This window comes from Prevotella sp. P2-180 (assembly GCF_002251435.1).
In the GTDB taxonomy this organism is placed as follows: Bacteria; Bacteroidota; Bacteroidia; order Bacteroidales; family Bacteroidaceae; genus Prevotella.
In genome coordinates this window covers 1-15190 of record NZ_NPJI01000047.1, presented here as the reverse complement: position 1 = coordinate 15190, position 15190 = coordinate 1, and the positions used below count along the sequence as shown (strand labels likewise).

Below are 15190 nucleotides of genomic sequence, written 5' to 3'. Positions count from 1 at the left end.
GTGAACAGGTGAGTATATTTCTGAAGACAGAAGACGAAATCGAACTAATGCGCCAAGCGAATTCCCTTGTCGGGAAGACACTTGGCGAATTGGCTAAACATATAAGACCAGGAGTATCTACCTTACAGCTCGACCGCATTGCCGACGAGTTTATCCGCGATCATGGTGCAATACCCACGTTCAAGGGTTTTCCAAATAAGTTCGGTGGTCCGTTTCCTGCAAGTATATGTACATCGGTTAACGATGTTGTTGTCCACGGAATTCCTGATTCCAAGACAATACTTCGAGATGGTGACATCATTTCGATTGATTGCGCTACATTGCTCAACGGTTTCAACGGCGACTCCTGTTACACTTTTCCCGTAGGTGAAATCTCACTTGAAGTGAAAAAGCTGCTTGACGTTACAAAGCAAGCGTTATATGACGCAATAGATGTTGCTCAGGCTGGCCATCATCTTGGAGATATCGGACATGCCGTTCAAAGCCTTTGTGAAGGTAATGGATATGGTGTGGTCAGGGTTCTTACGGGGCATGGCATTGGACGAGAGATGCACGAGGATCCCCAAGTGCCGAATTACGGTTCGCATGGCTCCGGTATACTACTTGAATCGGGCATGTGTTTAGCTATAGAGCCGATGGTCACTATGGGCAGCCGCAAGGTGATGCTTATGAACGACCGATGGACTATAAAGACAATCGACGGTAAACCGTCAGCTCATTATGAGCATACAGTGGCGATACGTCGTGGAAAGGCAGAAATTTTATCATCATTTTCAGAAATAGAAAGTTAAGACGTCAAGAATTGATTTATGGCAAAACAATCCGCAATTGAACAAGACGGAACAATCATCGAGTCGCTCTCAAATGCAATGTTCCGGGTAGAGTTAGAGAACACAGTGCAAATCATTGCTCACATCTCAGGAAAGATGCGCATGCACTATATCAAGATTCTTCCTGGCGACAAGGTAAAGGTAGAGATGAGTCCGTATGATTTAACCAAGGGTAGAATTGTATTTAGATACAAATAAACAACAGACAACATAATATGAAGACAAGAGCATCATTGAAAAAGCGTACCCCAGACTGCAAGATTGTACGTCGTAAGGGCCGTCTTTTCGTAATTAACAAGAAGAACCCTAAGTACAAGATGCGTCAGGGTTAATTAATTAATCACAAATTTTTTTATTAAACAAAATGGCAATAAGAATTGTTGGAGTAGATTTGCCCCAGAATAAGCGTGGCGAAATCGCATTGACCTACATCTATGGTATAGGTCGAAGTAGTTCAGCAAAGATATTGGACAAGGCAGGTGTCAGCCGCGACCTGAAGGTTTCAGAGTGGAGTGACGACCAGGCTGCCAAAATCCGTGAAATTATCGGCGCTGAATTCAAGGTAGAAGGTGATCTCCGTTCAGAGATCCAGTTGAATATCAAGCGACTGATGGATATTGGTTGCTATCGTGGAGTTCGTCATCGTCACGGTCTTCCTGTTCGTGGTCAGAGCACCAAGAATAATGCTCGTACCCGCAAGGGAAAGAAGAAGACTGTTGCAAATAAGAAGAAGGCCACTAAATAATTAGGAATTAAAAATTAGGAATTAAGAATTGAACATTTAAATTTCAGATTATTATGGCAAAGAAAACAGTCGCTTCAAAGAAAAGAAATGTAAAGGTAGACGCTATCGGACAGCTGCATGTTCATAGCTCTTTCAACAATATTATCGTGTCTTTGGCTAATGGAGAAGGTCAGGTCATCTCTTGGTCTTCAGCCGGTAAGATGGGCTTCCGTGGCTCTAAGAAGAACACTCCTTATGCTGCACAGATGGCTGCTGAGGATTGCGCAAAGGTAGCTTTCGACCTTGGTCTTCGCAAGGTAAAGGCTTACGTGAAGGGTCCAGGTAACGGACGTGAGTCTGCTATCCGTGCCGTGCATAGTTCTGGTATTGAGGTCATCGAGATTGTTGACGTAACACCACTGCCCCACAACGGATGCCGTCCTCCAAAAAGACGTCGCGTATAATCACATTATGTTGTTGAACACTTATATTAACAGATAAAAATATTATGGCAAGATATATAGGACCGAAATCAAAGATTGCGCGTCGTTTTGGCGAAGCCATATTCGGCGCAGACAAAGTTTTGTCCAGAAGAAACTTCCCTCCTGGACAGCATGGCAATAACCGTCGCAGAAAGATGTCTGAGTACGCTGTCATGTTGGCAGAGAAGCAGAAAGCCAAATATACATATGGTGTACTTGAGCGTCAGTTCCGTAATATGTTCGAGAAGGCTGCTAAGGCTGATGGCATCACCGGTGAGGTTCTCCTCCAGAATCTTGAGTGCCGACTCGACAACGTGGTATTCCGTCTTGGAATCGCACCAACACGTGCAGCTGCCCGCCAGCTTGTAGGTCACAAGCATATTACTGTTGATGGTCAGGTAGTGAACATCCCTTCTTACGCTGTAAAGCCAGGACAGGTGATCGCTGTTCGCGAGAAGTCTAAGTCTCTCGAGGTTATCGAGGCTGCATTGGCAGGCTTCAACCACAGCAAATATCCTTGGATGGAGTGGGATGAGAACACAAAGAGTGGCAAGTTCCTTCACAAGCCGGAGCGTGCCGACATTCCTGAGAACATTAAGGAGCAGTTAATCGTTGAGTTGTACTCTAAATAAATCATTAAATTAATGGCGATATTAGCATTTCAAAAACCTGATAAAGTCGTAATGCTGGAGGCCAACGACAAATTCGGAAAGTTCGAATTCCGTCCGCTTGAGCCCGGCTTCGGTGTTACCATCGGTAATGCCTTGCGCCGCATTCTTCTTTCATCACTTGAGGGCTATGCCATCAACACCATACGCATTACGGGTGTCGAGCATGAGTTCTCTTCAGTTTCTGGTGTAAAGGAAGACGTGACCAACATTATCTTGAACCTGAAGCAAGTTCGGTTCAAGCAAGTAGTAGAAGAATTCGAGAACGAAAAAGTCAGTATCACGGTCGAGAATTCTACCGAGTTCAAGGCTGGCGATATAGGTAAGTATCTGACTGGATTTGAAGTGTTAAACCCAGATTTGGTGATTTGTCATTTAGACTCAAAAGCATCAATGCAGATAGACCTTACGATTAACAAGGGCCGTGGATATGTGCCTGCTGACGAGAACCGCGAGTTCTGCACTGATGTTAACGTAATTCCTATCGATTCTATTTACACTCCTATCCGTAACGTTAAATTCGCCGTAGAGCCTTATCGTGTCGAGCAGAAAACCGACTACGACAAGCTTGTGGTGGAAGTAACTACGGACGGTTCCATTCACCCGAAAGACGCTCTTAAAGAGGCGGCAAAGATTCTCATCTATCACTTCATGCTTTTCAGTGACGAGAAGATTACTCTCGAGAACTCTGATGACAGCGCTAACCAGGAGTTTGATGAGGAAGTACTGCACATGCGTCAGTTGCTCAAGACTCGTCTCATCGACATGAATCTTTCTGTTCGTGCTCTCAACTGTCTAAAGGCAGCTGATGTAGAGACACTGGGCGACCTCGTACAGTACAATAAGACTGACCTCTTGAAGTTCCGTAACTTCGGTAAGAAATCGCTCACTGAGCTTGATGATTTGCTCGAGAGTCTGAATCTGTCGTTTGGAACTGACATTTCAAAGTATAAACTGGAAAAGGAGTAATCTCTCCTTTTCCTCTCAAAACAGAATAAACAACAATGAGACATAATAAGAAATTCAACCATCTCGGTCGTACTGCTGACCATCGTCATGCCATGCTCGCTAACTTGGCTATCTCGTTGATCATGCACAAAAGAATCACTACGACCGTAGCCAAGGCTAAGGCCTTGAAGAAATATGTAGAACCTCTGATTACCCGTAGCAAGGAAGATACAACAAACTCTCGTCGCGTGGTTTTCAGCTATCTCCAGAACAAGGAAGCTCTGAAGGAACTCTTCGGTGCTGTTGCTGCCAAGGTTGGCGATCGCCCAGGTGGCTACACCCGCATCATCAAACTTGGTTTCCGTCAAGGCGATGCTGCACAGATTTGCTTCATTGAGCTCGTTGACTTCGATGAGAACATGGCTAAGACCGCTGCCAAGAAGAAGGCTACACGTCGTTCTCGCAAGTCTACTAAGGCTGAGGCTCCAGTTGCTGAGGCTCCAGTTGCTGAGGTTGAAGAGGCTCCAAAGGCTGAATAATACTCAAGAGATATACTTTATGAAAAGTCCCATGGGGTTCTGCCCCTTGGGATTTTTTCTTATGTCATAACTTTTTTCAATTCACGACAACCATATTATTATGTCATTTCAGGCACTGCCGAAATTTGTACTTACCATTGATGGGCATATTCGCATAGGAATGGTGCATCTACACAGCGAACTTGTTCAACCAGACGACCAGCCCATAGGCGGCGGTTTCTTTGATGTAGATTATATTTCCAATCGCCTGATACTCTACCGCCAGTCTCACGATTATGGAGTGCCACGTTGGCATCTCGTTGAAAAAGTCTACGTGCCCTCTGATTACCGAGGCTATTATATAAAGTATATCTACGACGATGGATGGCACGAGGACTACAACGTAAGCGACAAACATCTTATAGAATATTATTGATATACTGCTCTGGAAGTCATCATAAGACAGAAAAGTATCACGACTATTCATAAGACGTGAACAGTCGTGATACCGGCTATAGAACGGCTATACTAATGCCAGTCTATCTTTTCTTATAACCACACTTCGGACAGACTCCGTTTTCGTCGAGGGCAATACCGCAGAGTGGGCAGCGGTCGATCTCCTTACGGTCGGAGAACTCGGCAGAGGCTGCATTCACGCCGCTGGTGAATGTAATCTTGGCGATGTTTAGCTTGTCCTTCAGCAGGTCGTATACAATCTTTATCATGCCTTCCACGGTCATGGTCTCCTTGGTCACCACAAGACGACAGTCGGGATAAGCTGTGGCAAGTTCGGTCTTGAAAGCCTCGCCTTTCATGGTGTTCTGAGGGTGCCCGTTTTTGATGCCTTGTTTCTCATACACGTCGAGAATGGCAGGCAGTAGCGGGTCGTCTTCGCGAAGAATGAGCGAATGGTCGAAGTTCTTAAGCACGTTCCATGCCACTTTCTGTATCTCGTTGCACGGATAAACCATGTTTACTCCCATGTTTACCGAATCTTCCACTTCGATTGTCAACACGCCAGTGTGGCCATGAAGATACTGCGCCTCACCCTTGAAGCCATAGAAACGGTGTGCATACTGCAAGTCAAATGTTGTGATACTTCTCATAGTTTTTTCTCCTTTTTTTTTAGTTATACAATGTTTTTTCTTTTCTGCTGCAAAGTTACGGTATTTACTAAAGCGAGACAAACGAAAAAATCTATCGGGTAATAGAGAATATTTATTAAGTTGAAAATTGATAGTATTACCGGATACTATGCAGGTATAAACAAAAATTATTCATTTTTTGCCTAAATAATAGTGGAAATAAACATAAAAAGGAATTATGAAACAATAATTCATGTTTATGTTACAAAACAAATGTGCGTTTGGAAAATTTTTCACTAACTTTGCACCACATTTATTGAGAATATAAAACGAAACTCACATTAATTACAAAACACAATAATTATGAACCGATTATTTGTATTCGCTTTGACTATGCTGGTGGCTTTGACAAGTCACGCCCAAGACCCTAATTTTCATATCTATCTCTGCTTCGGACAGTCGAATATGGAGGGGAACGCACGCTACGAGCAGCAAGACCTTGAAGGTGTGGACAAAAGATTTTTGTCGATGGCGTCGATGGACGACGAGAAATTAGGATGGAAAAAAGGACAATGGCACCGCGCTGTGCCGCCTCTATGCCGACCATATACGGGACTCACCCCTGCCGACTATTTCGGACGCTCGATGGTGGCACGGACTCCCGAAAATATTCGGATAGGAGTGATAAATGTAGCTATCGGAGGATGTGGCATCGAACTGTTTGACAAGGTGAACTATGCCTCGTATCTCGAAAAGCAGCCTCTATGGATGAAAAACATGACTAAGGACTATGACGACAACCCTTATGCCCGACTTGTGGAACTGGCCAAGATTGCTCAACGAGACGGAGTGATAAAGGGAATACTCATGTTGCAGGGAGAAACCAACACCGGACAGCAAGACTGGCCAGAGAAGGTGAAAAAGGTGTATGAAAACCTGCTCGCCGACCTTAACCTCAAGGCTGCTGACGTGCCACTCGTGGCAGGAGAAGTGGTGGGAAAGGAAGTAGGAGGACAATGTGCCGCACACAATCCTATTATCAACAAGTTGCCGGAGGTGATTCCTACGGCTCACGTCGTGTCGTCGAAAGACTGCCCTTGTGCAAAGGACTTCCTGCACTACACTGCCGAAGGCTACCGCATCATTGGACGACGGTTTGCCGAGAAGGTAATGGAGATAGAAAACGGATTTCAAAACCCGATGATGTGGGCAGACGTGCCCGATCCCGACGTTATTCGCGTTGGCGATGACTACTGGCTCGTGTCGACCACAATGCACCTTATGCCTGGTGCTCCTGTGATGCACTCAAAGGACCTGGTGAACTGGCGCGTGGCAAGCTACGTGTTCCCCTCGCTTCACGACAGTCCCAAATACGACCTAAAGGAGGGAACTGTGTATGGTCGCGGACAGTGGGCAACATCCATCCGCTATAAGGACGGACTCTACTATCTCTATTTCTCGCCAAACGAGGCCCCCTGGCAGGGATATGTTTACACTACAAAAGATCCTCGTGAAGGCTGGACTCTCGCCCACCGCATACCTCACTTCCACGATGCCTCCCTCTTCTTCGACGACGATGGTAGGGCATACGTGTTCTACGGCACAGGCGAGATGAAGGAACTTAACCCGGACCTCAGCGGAGTGAAGGAGGGTGGACTGGCCGGAAAAGTGTTTGAACGGGATTCTACGGAAACTGGACTGCTCGAAGGCAGCCGATTCATAAAGCACAACGGAAAGTATTATCTCATCATGATTTCATGGCCCAGTGGAGGCGCAAGGCGACAGGTGTGCTACCGTGCAGACAATATAATGGGACCTTACGAGAAAAAGGTGATTCTGCTTTCGAAATTCGGTGGTTTCCCGTATGCCGGACAAGGCACTATAGTGGACGACGGAAAGGGCAACTGGTATGGAGTGATATTCCAGGACCGTGGTGGTTGTGGACGCGTGCTCACCCTTATGCCCTGCACATGGAAAGACGGATGGCCTATGCTGGGTGACGAGAACGGACTGATTCCTACTACTATGGGAAAGCCTATGGCGGGATATACGGGAGGAGAGATAGTGTCGAGCGACGAATTTGACTCCTCCATGCTGAACATCAACTGGCAATGGAACCATAACCCTGTGGCTGAAGGATGGTCGCTGACAAAACGCCCAGGCTACATGCGCCTTAAGACCACACGAGTGGTGGATAATCTTTATCTCGCACCTAACACCATGACACAACGCATGGAAGGACCATGCTGTACAGCAAGCGTGAAGATTGACATAGAGAAGATGAAAGACGGCGATGTGTGCGGATTCTCTGCTTTCAACGGCGACGCCGGTGTGGTGAAGGTGCTGAAAGAGGGGAAAAAGTGGGTCGTAGTGGCTGACGAGGAGAACGTAGAACTGACCGATAAGGACAAGCGTGTGACGAATGTAAGAATTAAGGAAGTGTTCCGCAAAGAGATTAACAAGCCTAAGAGCGTATATTTCCGTATCGATGCAGACTTCCGCCCCGGAAAAGACCTCGCCACATTATATTATAGTATGGATGGTAACAACTGGACACCACTGCTGAAGGACTATAAAATGATTTTCGACTACAGACGCTTCTTTATGGGTTCGAAATTCGCCATCTTCAACTATGCCACAAAGAAGACCGGCGGATATGTGGATGTCGACTGGTTCAGATATGAAAGATTGAAAATTGAAGATTGACGAAGAAAAAATTGAAATACTAAAATATTATGATTAAAAAACTTATGACTGCCGCATTCGCACTGATGGCGACAGCGGCTACTGCCCAAAACCCTTATCTGCCGTTGTGGGAACATCTTCCCGACGGCGAGCCTCGTGTGTTTGAAGATCCGGACAATCCGGGAAAGATGAGAGCATACATCATTGGCTCACATGACCTTACCTACACCGCCTACTGCGGTCCAGACATCCGTATGTGGTCGGCTCCGGTAGAAGACCTTACTCAATGGCGCGACGAGGGCCCTATCTTCTCTTACTTCATCAACGGACAGTGGGACACAATGTTTGCTCCTGACCTCGTGGAGACTGTAGACAAGACCACGGGCAAGAAGACTTATTGGCTCTACCCGCATTCTCGCGGATGGCGCCGAGTGCCAATGGTGTGCAAGGGCGACCGCCCCGACGGACCATTCACTCCAGTAAACCTCAATGCCGACGGAACGGCATGTGTAGAAGGGTCGCTCATAGATTTTGACCCATCGGTATTTGTTGAAAAAATTACAAACAAAAAGGACCCCGACTATGCCAAGGGTTACAGGGCTTACGTGTTCTATGGCTTCCGGCATTCCACTGCCTACGAGCTTGACCAAGACAACATGTACGGTGTACGTCCGGGAACGGAGATACGCGACTATTTCCTGCCAGCATCGGAGCGTTACGGCGTGATACGTGACCCCGAGGGCACACAATATCCGGCTCTATACAAGGGGCAGAACCCTGGCGACTTCAACTTCTTCGAGGCATCGAGCATTCGCCAGGTGGGAAACAAGTATGTGATGGTGTTCTCGGGATATAGCGGACCGGAATACGGACAGGGCTCTACCAACTCAGCACTGCGTTATGCTTTCGGCGACTCTCCTCTCGGCCCATGGCGCTCAGGCGGTGTCCTCGTCGACTCCCGTGGTATTGTGCCTAACGAAGATGGCTCGCATCTCGTGGGCATGAACGCCGCCCATAACACACACGGCTCGATACAGGAAATCAACGGCCAGTGGTATGTGTTCTATCATCGTCCGCCACGCGGCTTTGGATTTGCACGCCAAGCCATGGTGGCTCCTATAAAGATTGAGTGGGACAAGAAGCCTGTGGCAAAGGGCGGAATGGTGCGCATCACTGCCTACGACCCTTATTCTAAGAACAACGAGTGGACTGCCGAGGCTTCAGACGGAATGAAATACACCGGAGCTGAGGTGACGAGCGAGGGATTCCATATCTTCGGTCTTCCCCCCTACGCTTATTATTCAGCCGGTTACGCTTGCTATATGAGCGACCAACGCTGGCTGCAAGACAACTTCGACGTGTGGAACAACGGCATGACTCTCGCCGACGTGCCTAACGGCGGTGTAGTAGGATTCAAATACTTCGGCTTCGGCGGCCTCGCCCAGGACACAAAGGGCATTAAGGCCTTCGCTGGCACACAGAAGGGCGACAACACGCAGCTCAGCATTGGCATTGCCTCAAAAGGCAAGGGAGCGGCTAAAATACGTGTAATGCTCGACGGACCATATTCTAACAGTACATGGAATGGTAAGGAGATTGCCGTGGTGAATGTGCCTGCCAACGCCTCGAAGGATGTGCGCTACTACAATGTGCCTGTGCCTGCAGTGGAAGGTCTCACAGGCAAGCATGCCATCTATCTCAAGGTGGAAGGCAAGGGCAACGAAGGCCTCGTGGATATTTACGGACTGGGATTTGCGAAGAATGACATGCCAGTGTCGGCCATCGTTCCGTCACCTGTTCCTGAGGTTAGGATTATGGTGGATGGTAAGGAGATAGCTATTCCTAAGCAACCAGTGTTCTCTACCAACCAGAATGGCTATACAGACCTAGGCCACTATCAGACCTATGCGCCGCTCAGCGAAAAATCAGTGATAAAGGTAAGCGCAAATGGTCCTGTAAAGTATGAGGTGAGCAAGATTGTTGCAGGACGTGCCACCGTGAAGTGCACTTACAATGGTAAGGATAAGATATATTTGATAAATTAATCGCTCAATTATATGCCCCCATAATAAAGTGTTACTTCGGAAGTTATTTTAAACCACAGAGTTTAAGAGATATAGAGTATTTATACTAATCTCTTTTTCTCTTTAACTCTGTGGTTTAAATAATACCCTTCGTAGTTTTTTACCAAAGAGTTTAAGAGTTTAAGAGTATTTGTATAATGATAGAGGTTGAATGCCAAGGCATTTAGAGCTTATAGAGAGCTGCGCAAAACCTCTTTTCCTCTGTCGCTTGCGACCTACTCCATCAACAAAACCCCTCTTTTTCTCTTTATCTCTTTGGTTTAAATAATACTTGTTAGTTGAATCCGCGCATTACAATATTTGGAGATAAATATAAATAAAGTTAATTATTTTCTTCTCTCTGTAGAATTGTCATCAAAAAGACGTATATTTGCATCGCGTGAAGTACGTGACGTAAAATACGTGATGATATGAATAAGAAAAAAAGAATACCACTCAACCCATTTGTGCTGACGGGATATGTCTCGCCAGAGTACTTTTGTGACAGGCAAAAAGAGACTGACAAAATCATATCAGCATTGCTAAATGGCCGAAATATTACCTTGACAAGTCCACGACGTATGGGTAAGACAGGTCTTATACATCATGTGTTCCGTAATATGCAGGAGGACAATGATGTAAAATGCTTTTACGTTGATCTTTATCAGACTGACAGCCTTGAATTGTTAGTCAAGAAATTGGCTGATACAATGACAGGCGAACCAGGATTCAAGGTTGATGTGGAGCCTGGACAGGGAGAATACTCTTTGTCTGAGATATTTGCATATATGGAACAATCTGATTATAGATGTTTCGTGGCATTTGATGAATTTCAGACGATAGCAGGCTATGCCGACAAAAATGTGGAAGCTCTCTTGCGCTCCTATATCCAAAGACTTACAAATGTCAACTTCATCTTCTCTGGTAGCCAGCGTCATGTACTCGAGAATATGTTTGCCTCAGCCTCCAGACCATTTTATCAAAGTACTCAAATGATGCCGCTTGGAACAATTGACAAGTCGGCATATTATGCTTTTTCTTCGGATATGATGAGAAATAACGGACAGTCGATTGATGAGGAAACATTTGACTATCTATACACCAAACTTTCTTCTCACACATGGTACGTTCACACTCTACTCAACCGACTCTACGAGACAGGTATTGAGACAATCGACAAGGCAACAGTTGACGACATTCTTGCTGACATACTCTTGGAAAACGAGGGTACATTCCAAACGTTCCTTCGTCTTGTAACTCCCATTCAAGCGAAAGTACTTCATGCAGTTGCTACAGAGGGGACAATCAAGGAAATTCAGGGAAAGGCATTCCTGACAAAATATCAGCTTGGTGCTGCAAGCACAGTGAAAACCGCCGTCAAATCATTGGTGGGAAAGGAATTGCTACTTGATAACAACGGGGAGTATCAGATATACGACCGATTCTTCGGGCTATGGCTTGTTTAATTAACTTTAACAAATTCAAGTAAGTGAAATGAACAATATTGTATATATCAATGCCATAAAAAATGCATTGGCAATTAAAGAAGATGAACGAAAAGAAATTGAACAATACCAAAAGATGGCATTGGACAATCCTGATAATGTCAAATTAAAAACTTATATCGGATTAAATGTATTCTGGTTGTCATTTATCCATCCCTTATGTAGAGTTTTATACATTATACTAGTTCGTTATCTCGAAGAAAATTATAACGAATGGGATATTTCCAAGAATTCGCACCCTTTGATGACGATAGAAAGTTTGTTTGAAAATATGACACACGACATTTCGCTTGATATAGCTTGTGACATTATTATCGACAAGAAACTTGACTGCAACACTTATGCGAAAAGTGAATTGAAAAGAAGCATAAAGGAATGTAACTTACAGTTGTTCAAAGATACAATAAAGGAATACGATATTAACTACAAAACAGCTTCTGATTTGTGTTCTCATTTATGTTTATTCTTAAACATGCAAAGAGAAATGAATAGTAAAATAGAGGTATTATCAGAGGAAGGATCGGAAGAAGATATCTCATTAAAGATTCGGGCATTATATGAAGATGCCAAGTCGCTAATGGTAAAGAATTTGAAAAATGACGGTTGTTCTGATGATGATATCAATGAAATCAAACCAACTATTGAAATTGTCTCAAAATGTACTTTAGATTTTTCATCGATAGATACATTTTTAGATAGTTTGTCAATCAGAAACTTAATTGGTTTTTATCAAGTTGTCAATTCAATAAATGTTTTTGCTAAGCAAGACTGGCTGAATGACTACGATAAACATCTGATTGGTAATTTTATTGAAAAGAAAAAGACAGAAATGCCAATCGTGCATGCATATTTTACCTCGTTTACGAAAGGTGACATATTTGGGGGCGACTTCGTCTTGGAGAAAGCTGACCATACTGAATTCTTGAAAATGACAGAACATTGTGTTTCTATCGAAACAAGCGAACAGCAGAAGTTGTTGGACAATAAGAGTAACGACATCTCTAATTATGAACTGGTAGCCAACCCAAAAATTGAAGAACTGCCTTTGCTGAAAGATTTTCATTACTATGTAGAGAATCCAAGAGAAACTATCATGAAAGCCATTAAGAAAGGATACATGGAATTAGTTAAGGTTGGAGAAGACTATAAATACAATTGGAAATCTGACAAAAAAAACAGACTTATATATTTTTGTGGTCGTTTATTAATGGGAGACCGTATAAAATCTGAAGAAAACAAGAAAAATGTGTTGGTCAAAGGGAAATCAAATTTTCCAGTGAAGCCTTTGGCCAAGTTATTCCTATATAATGGCAAACCAACCACTGAAGTTGACTTTGGTTATCGAAGAAAGGGCAGCTGTCCCAAAAAGTATGAGGATATTGACGAACTTTTTGAATAGAAACAATTGTAATAATGACCAAAATTATGGTACGCATACCATCCCCCATAAGAAATCGTTGGTACGCGTACCATATCTTTTTTGATTTTTCGTTGCTCATATATTTTTTTGTTCATACCTTTGCGCCGTCATTCATAGGCTTCGCCCCTGTGTTTGACATGAAATCATTGGCGAAAACAAAAAAAAAAATAATATGAAAACAACAGCAAAAAAAATTTTAATTGGCGTTGGGACTGTCGCCGGTGTATCAATTTTGGCCATAGGGGGTTATGTAGTATTTCACAAGCCTTCTGAAGTAAGAAATCCCTGTCAACGTTCGTTTTTCCGGGCTGATGGCATCCCAAAGGTGGCATTCGACAAAGCATGGAAAGCAAATTTGCAGTCCGTTATTCAATTAGTGCATTATGGTGAAATATGCAACTCCTACAAAGTTGGCGAGTCGTATTATACAGGTCATAGCAAGTATGCAAAATACAGAAGTATTAACCCTTTTAAATAAATATTTATTATGTTAATAGAATGTCCTAATTGTGGTTGCGAAGATGCATACCACGATGGTGTATCATATGTTTGTCCTGACTGTGACAACAGATGGCAGGAAGACGACGAAGAAGATGAGTATTAGTAGCACGAAAAGATATGAGTAGCCAAAAGTATAATAAAGGTGACCAACTGATAGTTACGAAAGGCTATATGGCAGGAATTGTGGGCAAATGTGTAGGATATGGGGATATTGGTAAGGTCAAGATTGGCTTTAGACTTGTAGTCGGGGATGAATGTCTCGCTGTATTGACGATACCGGATGACAAGGTATCCATCATTCCATAAGTCGTTTAATATATAATCATTCGACAACACTATGAGAAGAAAATATCTGATATTGTTGGCTTTAGCCTTCTTTATTGCCATGACAACTTGTCTTTATTGTGCCACATTTGCTGATTTATCCTTCTGTATGAAGATATGTTTCGGCGTGGCATCTGTAATCTTTTATGTGTTGATAAACCTCATCCCCTATTTCGTGATGAGACATAAGGGGGCGGACTTGTCATTGTCCGCCTACCTGAAGACATATATAAACGAGATAATATCGAAGGACTGACATCAGGACAGAGGACAGGTCACTTTCCAGCAGGGATATTCAAAAATATAATCTCAAATGTTACAAAAAATGAGGAGGCAGGACACGGACTTGTCCCCTGTCCCTCGCGCGCTGTCCCGACAAGTGGCTATTTCTTTTTCCAGACCTTGTGCGGAGCGTTGCCGTAGCCTCTGATGCCACTGCCCTCAATGCCCTCCAATTTGTTCAGTTCGCGCGATGCCTTTGAGCGGCTGATGTTGTTCAGGTTGGCATATTCCTGCAGGGTTATTTGCCCATGCCGTTCGATGAAATCAATGGCGCGCAGCCTTCGTTCCTCAGGAGTGAAACTGTCGCTCTCCGATTTCACCACTCCCGGCACATGTCTCTCAAGTCTAATGTTCTTGTTTATTTTGAATATCAAGTCGCTCTCCGGCTTGAACGTAATGTTCTTCACCATCACCCTCCTGTATTTCATCTTGTCGTCCTCGTCCTCCAGTTTGTTGCCTTTCTTGTCGGCAAAGCCGAGCGAGAGCGAGAAGGTGCCGAAGTTGTCTATCTTAACCGAAAAACCAGAATCGAGCAATGTCGCAATGTTCTCGCCCAGCGAAAGAAGCATAGCATGTATGACAGCAGAACCCAAGCGTGTGTTGTTCTGCATACGTTCCACAAGGTCTTCGGTTGTCATCAACCTGTTAATCACCACTTGTGGATAGACTCTTCCCTTGCCTTTACCATCGAGATCGTTCATCTCTTTCAGCACAAATTGTGTCATGTAGTAGTTCCCTTTCTGTTATTAGTTAATGAATGCGGTAATAAATCTCTGCCGATAGCCTATACAAAAGTCTGCGTACAGCCTATCTGAAGTATATTCCACGGCGCGAAATGTACGTTCCTCGTCGTGGGATATATGTTTCACGCCGTGCAATGTACGTTTCGCGTCGTGCAACATTATTCATTCAGGCTGCAAATATACAATAAATCCCTCTATCCACCAAACTTTTCAACCGATAGTTTCTAAAAATTCGACTGCCCATACTTTACAGCGCCACAATGCTATTGAATATTTTGAATAAAGTACTCAAGTTTCGGAAGTAAAGTTATATAACATTATTTAAATAAAAAAGGCTTTGAATACTTCCGTATTACGCGGAAATTTTGTATCTTTGTAGTGTCAGAAACAATTATACAAAATCATTCAAAGC

At 44.1% G+C, this 15190-nt stretch carries 18 protein-coding genes; 16 read left to right on the top strand and 2 right to left on the bottom strand.

Annotation, left to right across the window (positions count from 1 at the left end; all coding sequences use genetic code 11):
• Positions 1 to 8 precede the first annotated feature (8 nt).
• The 9 genes from map to CIK98_RS07690 all read left to right on the top strand — a co-directional run bounded on the left by map (position 9) and on the right by CIK98_RS07690 (position 4606).
• Positions 9 to 791: a type I methionyl aminopeptidase gene (map, locus tag CIK98_RS07730; RefSeq protein WP_094383681.1), complete on the top strand. Its 783-nt coding sequence runs from the start codon at positions 9 to 11 to the stop codon at positions 789 to 791.
• A gap of 18 nt (positions 792 to 809) precedes the next feature.
• Positions 810 to 1028, top strand: a complete 219-nt coding sequence (gene infA / locus CIK98_RS07725) for a translation initiation factor IF-1 (RefSeq protein ID WP_094383680.1) — start codon at positions 810 to 812, stop codon at positions 1026 to 1028.
• Between the two features lie 17 nt (positions 1029 to 1045).
• Positions 1046 to 1162 carry a 50S ribosomal protein L36 gene (gene rpmJ / locus CIK98_RS07720; protein WP_009160995.1) on the top strand — a complete coding sequence of 39 codons (117 nt, stop codon included), beginning with the start codon at positions 1046 to 1048 and terminating at the stop codon, positions 1160 to 1162.
• 32 nt (positions 1163 to 1194) lie between these two features.
• Positions 1195 to 1575, top strand: a complete 381-nt coding sequence (gene rpsM / locus CIK98_RS07715) for a 30S ribosomal protein S13 (protein ID WP_094383679.1) — start codon at positions 1195 to 1197, stop codon at positions 1573 to 1575.
• A 53-nt stretch (positions 1576 to 1628) separates the two neighbouring features.
• Positions 1629 to 2018 (top strand): 30S ribosomal protein S11, encoded by a 390-nt coding sequence (rpsK, locus tag CIK98_RS07710; RefSeq protein ID WP_094383678.1) that lies wholly within the window; start codon positions 1629 to 1631, stop codon positions 2016 to 2018.
• A 44-nt stretch (positions 2019 to 2062) separates the two neighbouring features.
• On the top strand, positions 2063 to 2668 hold the full coding sequence (gene rpsD, locus CIK98_RS07705; protein ID WP_094383677.1) for a 30S ribosomal protein S4: 606 nt from the start codon (positions 2063 to 2065) through the stop codon (positions 2666 to 2668).
• Positions 2669 to 2680: 12 nt separating this feature from the next.
• Positions 2681 to 3673 (top strand): DNA-directed RNA polymerase subunit alpha, encoded by a 993-nt coding sequence (locus CIK98_RS07700; RefSeq protein ID WP_094383676.1) that lies wholly within the window; start codon positions 2681 to 2683, stop codon positions 3671 to 3673.
• Between the two features lie 35 nt (positions 3674 to 3708).
• On the top strand, positions 3709 to 4191 hold the full coding sequence (gene rplQ / locus CIK98_RS07695) for a 50S ribosomal protein L17 (RefSeq protein WP_094383675.1): 483 nt from the start codon (positions 3709 to 3711) through the stop codon (positions 4189 to 4191).
• Positions 4192 to 4291: 100 nt separating this feature from the next.
• Positions 4292 to 4606 (top strand): hypothetical protein, encoded by a 315-nt coding sequence (locus tag CIK98_RS07690; RefSeq protein WP_094383674.1) that lies wholly within the window; start codon positions 4292 to 4294, stop codon positions 4604 to 4606.
• Between the two features lie 103 nt (positions 4607 to 4709).
• Here CIK98_RS07690 and CIK98_RS07685 read toward each other — a convergent pair whose 3' ends face one another.
• The gene (locus CIK98_RS07685) at positions 4710 to 5276 is read right to left on the bottom strand and encodes a 6-carboxytetrahydropterin synthase (protein ID WP_094383673.1); all 567 of its coding nucleotides are present in this window, start codon (positions 5274 to 5276) and stop codon (positions 4710 to 4712) included.
• Between the two features lie 342 nt (positions 5277 to 5618).
• On the opposite strand from CIK98_RS07685, the gene CIK98_RS07680 reads away from it, so the two are divergent.
• From CIK98_RS07680 to CIK98_RS17635, 7 genes are all read left to right on the top strand, one after another.
• Positions 5619 to 7961 (top strand): family 43 glycosylhydrolase, encoded by a 2343-nt coding sequence (locus tag CIK98_RS07680; RefSeq protein WP_172409861.1) that lies wholly within the window; start codon positions 5619 to 5621, stop codon positions 7959 to 7961.
• A gap of 29 nt (positions 7962 to 7990) precedes the next feature.
• The gene (locus CIK98_RS07675; RefSeq protein ID WP_141210466.1) at positions 7991 to 9985 is read left to right on the top strand and encodes a carbohydrate-binding protein; all 1995 of its coding nucleotides are present in this window, start codon (positions 7991 to 7993) and stop codon (positions 9983 to 9985) included.
• A 449-nt stretch (positions 9986 to 10434) separates the two neighbouring features.
• Entirely contained in the window at positions 10435 to 11469 is a 1035-nt protein-coding gene (locus CIK98_RS07670) for an ATP-binding protein (protein ID WP_094383671.1), read from the top strand.
• 28 nt (positions 11470 to 11497) lie between these two features.
• Positions 11498 to 12907, top strand: coding sequence for a hypothetical protein (locus CIK98_RS07665; protein ID WP_094383670.1), 1410 nt, complete (start codon positions 11498 to 11500; stop codon positions 12905 to 12907).
• Between the two features lie 193 nt (positions 12908 to 13100).
• Positions 13101 to 13406, top strand: coding sequence for a hypothetical protein (locus CIK98_RS07655; protein WP_094383668.1), 306 nt, complete (start codon positions 13101 to 13103; stop codon positions 13404 to 13406).
• A 140-nt stretch (positions 13407 to 13546) separates the two neighbouring features.
• On the top strand, positions 13547 to 13735 hold the full coding sequence (locus CIK98_RS07645; protein ID WP_094383666.1) for a hypothetical protein: 189 nt from the start codon (positions 13547 to 13549) through the stop codon (positions 13733 to 13735).
• A gap of 31 nt (positions 13736 to 13766) precedes the next feature.
• Entirely contained in the window at positions 13767 to 14009 is a 243-nt protein-coding gene (locus CIK98_RS17635) for a hypothetical protein (RefSeq protein ID WP_141210465.1), read from the top strand.
• Between the two features lie 127 nt (positions 14010 to 14136).
• On the opposite strand, the gene CIK98_RS07640 is transcribed toward CIK98_RS17635, so the two are convergent.
• On the bottom strand, positions 14137 to 14760 hold the full coding sequence (locus CIK98_RS07640) for an HU family DNA-binding protein (RefSeq protein ID WP_094383665.1): 624 nt from the start codon (positions 14758 to 14760) through the stop codon (positions 14137 to 14139).
• Positions 14761 to 15190 lie beyond the last annotated feature (430 nt).

Bases quoted from the DNA above. Each gene is read 5' to 3' on its own strand.
- rpmJ (WP_009160995.1), top strand. From the start codon at position 1,046: ATGAAGACAAGAGCATCATTGAAAAAGCGTACCCCAGACTGCAAGATT.
- rpsD (WP_094383677.1), top strand. From the start codon at position 2,063: ATGGCAAGATATATAGGACCGAAATCAAAGATTGCGCGTCGTTTTGGC.
- CIK98_RS07680 (WP_172409861.1), top strand. From the start codon at position 5,619: ATGAACCGATTATTTGTATTCGCTTTGACTATGCTGGTGGCTTTGACA.
- rpsK (WP_094383678.1), top strand. From the start codon at position 1,629: ATGGCAAAGAAAACAGTCGCTTCAAAGAAAAGAAATGTAAAGGTAGAC.
- CIK98_RS07665 (WP_094383670.1), top strand. From the start codon at position 11,498: ATGAACAATATTGTATATATCAATGCCATAAAAAATGCATTGGCAATT.
- CIK98_RS07700 (WP_094383676.1), top strand. From the start codon at position 2,681: ATGGCGATATTAGCATTTCAAAAACCTGATAAAGTCGTAATGCTGGAG.
- CIK98_RS07645 (WP_094383666.1), top strand. From the start codon at position 13,547: ATGAGTAGCCAAAAGTATAATAAAGGTGACCAACTGATAGTTACGAAA.
- CIK98_RS07675 (WP_141210466.1), top strand. From the start codon at position 7,991: ATGATTAAAAAACTTATGACTGCCGCATTCGCACTGATGGCGACAGCG.
- CIK98_RS07690 (WP_094383674.1), top strand. From the start codon at position 4,292: ATGTCATTTCAGGCACTGCCGAAATTTGTACTTACCATTGATGGGCAT.
- CIK98_RS07655 (WP_094383668.1), top strand. From the start codon at position 13,101: ATGAAAACAACAGCAAAAAAAATTTTAATTGGCGTTGGGACTGTCGCC.
- CIK98_RS07685 (WP_094383673.1), bottom strand. From the start codon at position 5,276: ATGAGAAGTATCACAACATTTGACTTGCAGTATGCACACCGTTTCTAT.
- CIK98_RS17635 (WP_141210465.1), top strand. From the start codon at position 13,767: ATGAGAAGAAAATATCTGATATTGTTGGCTTTAGCCTTCTTTATTGCC.
- rpsM (WP_094383679.1), top strand. From the start codon at position 1,195: ATGGCAATAAGAATTGTTGGAGTAGATTTGCCCCAGAATAAGCGTGGC.
- infA (WP_094383680.1), top strand. From the start codon at position 810: ATGGCAAAACAATCCGCAATTGAACAAGACGGAACAATCATCGAGTCG.
- rplQ (WP_094383675.1), top strand. From the start codon at position 3,709: ATGAGACATAATAAGAAATTCAACCATCTCGGTCGTACTGCTGACCAT.
- CIK98_RS07640 (WP_094383665.1), bottom strand. From the start codon at position 14,760: ATGACACAATTTGTGCTGAAAGAGATGAACGATCTCGATGGTAAAGGC.
- CIK98_RS07670 (WP_094383671.1), top strand. From the start codon at position 10,435: ATGAATAAGAAAAAAAGAATACCACTCAACCCATTTGTGCTGACGGGA.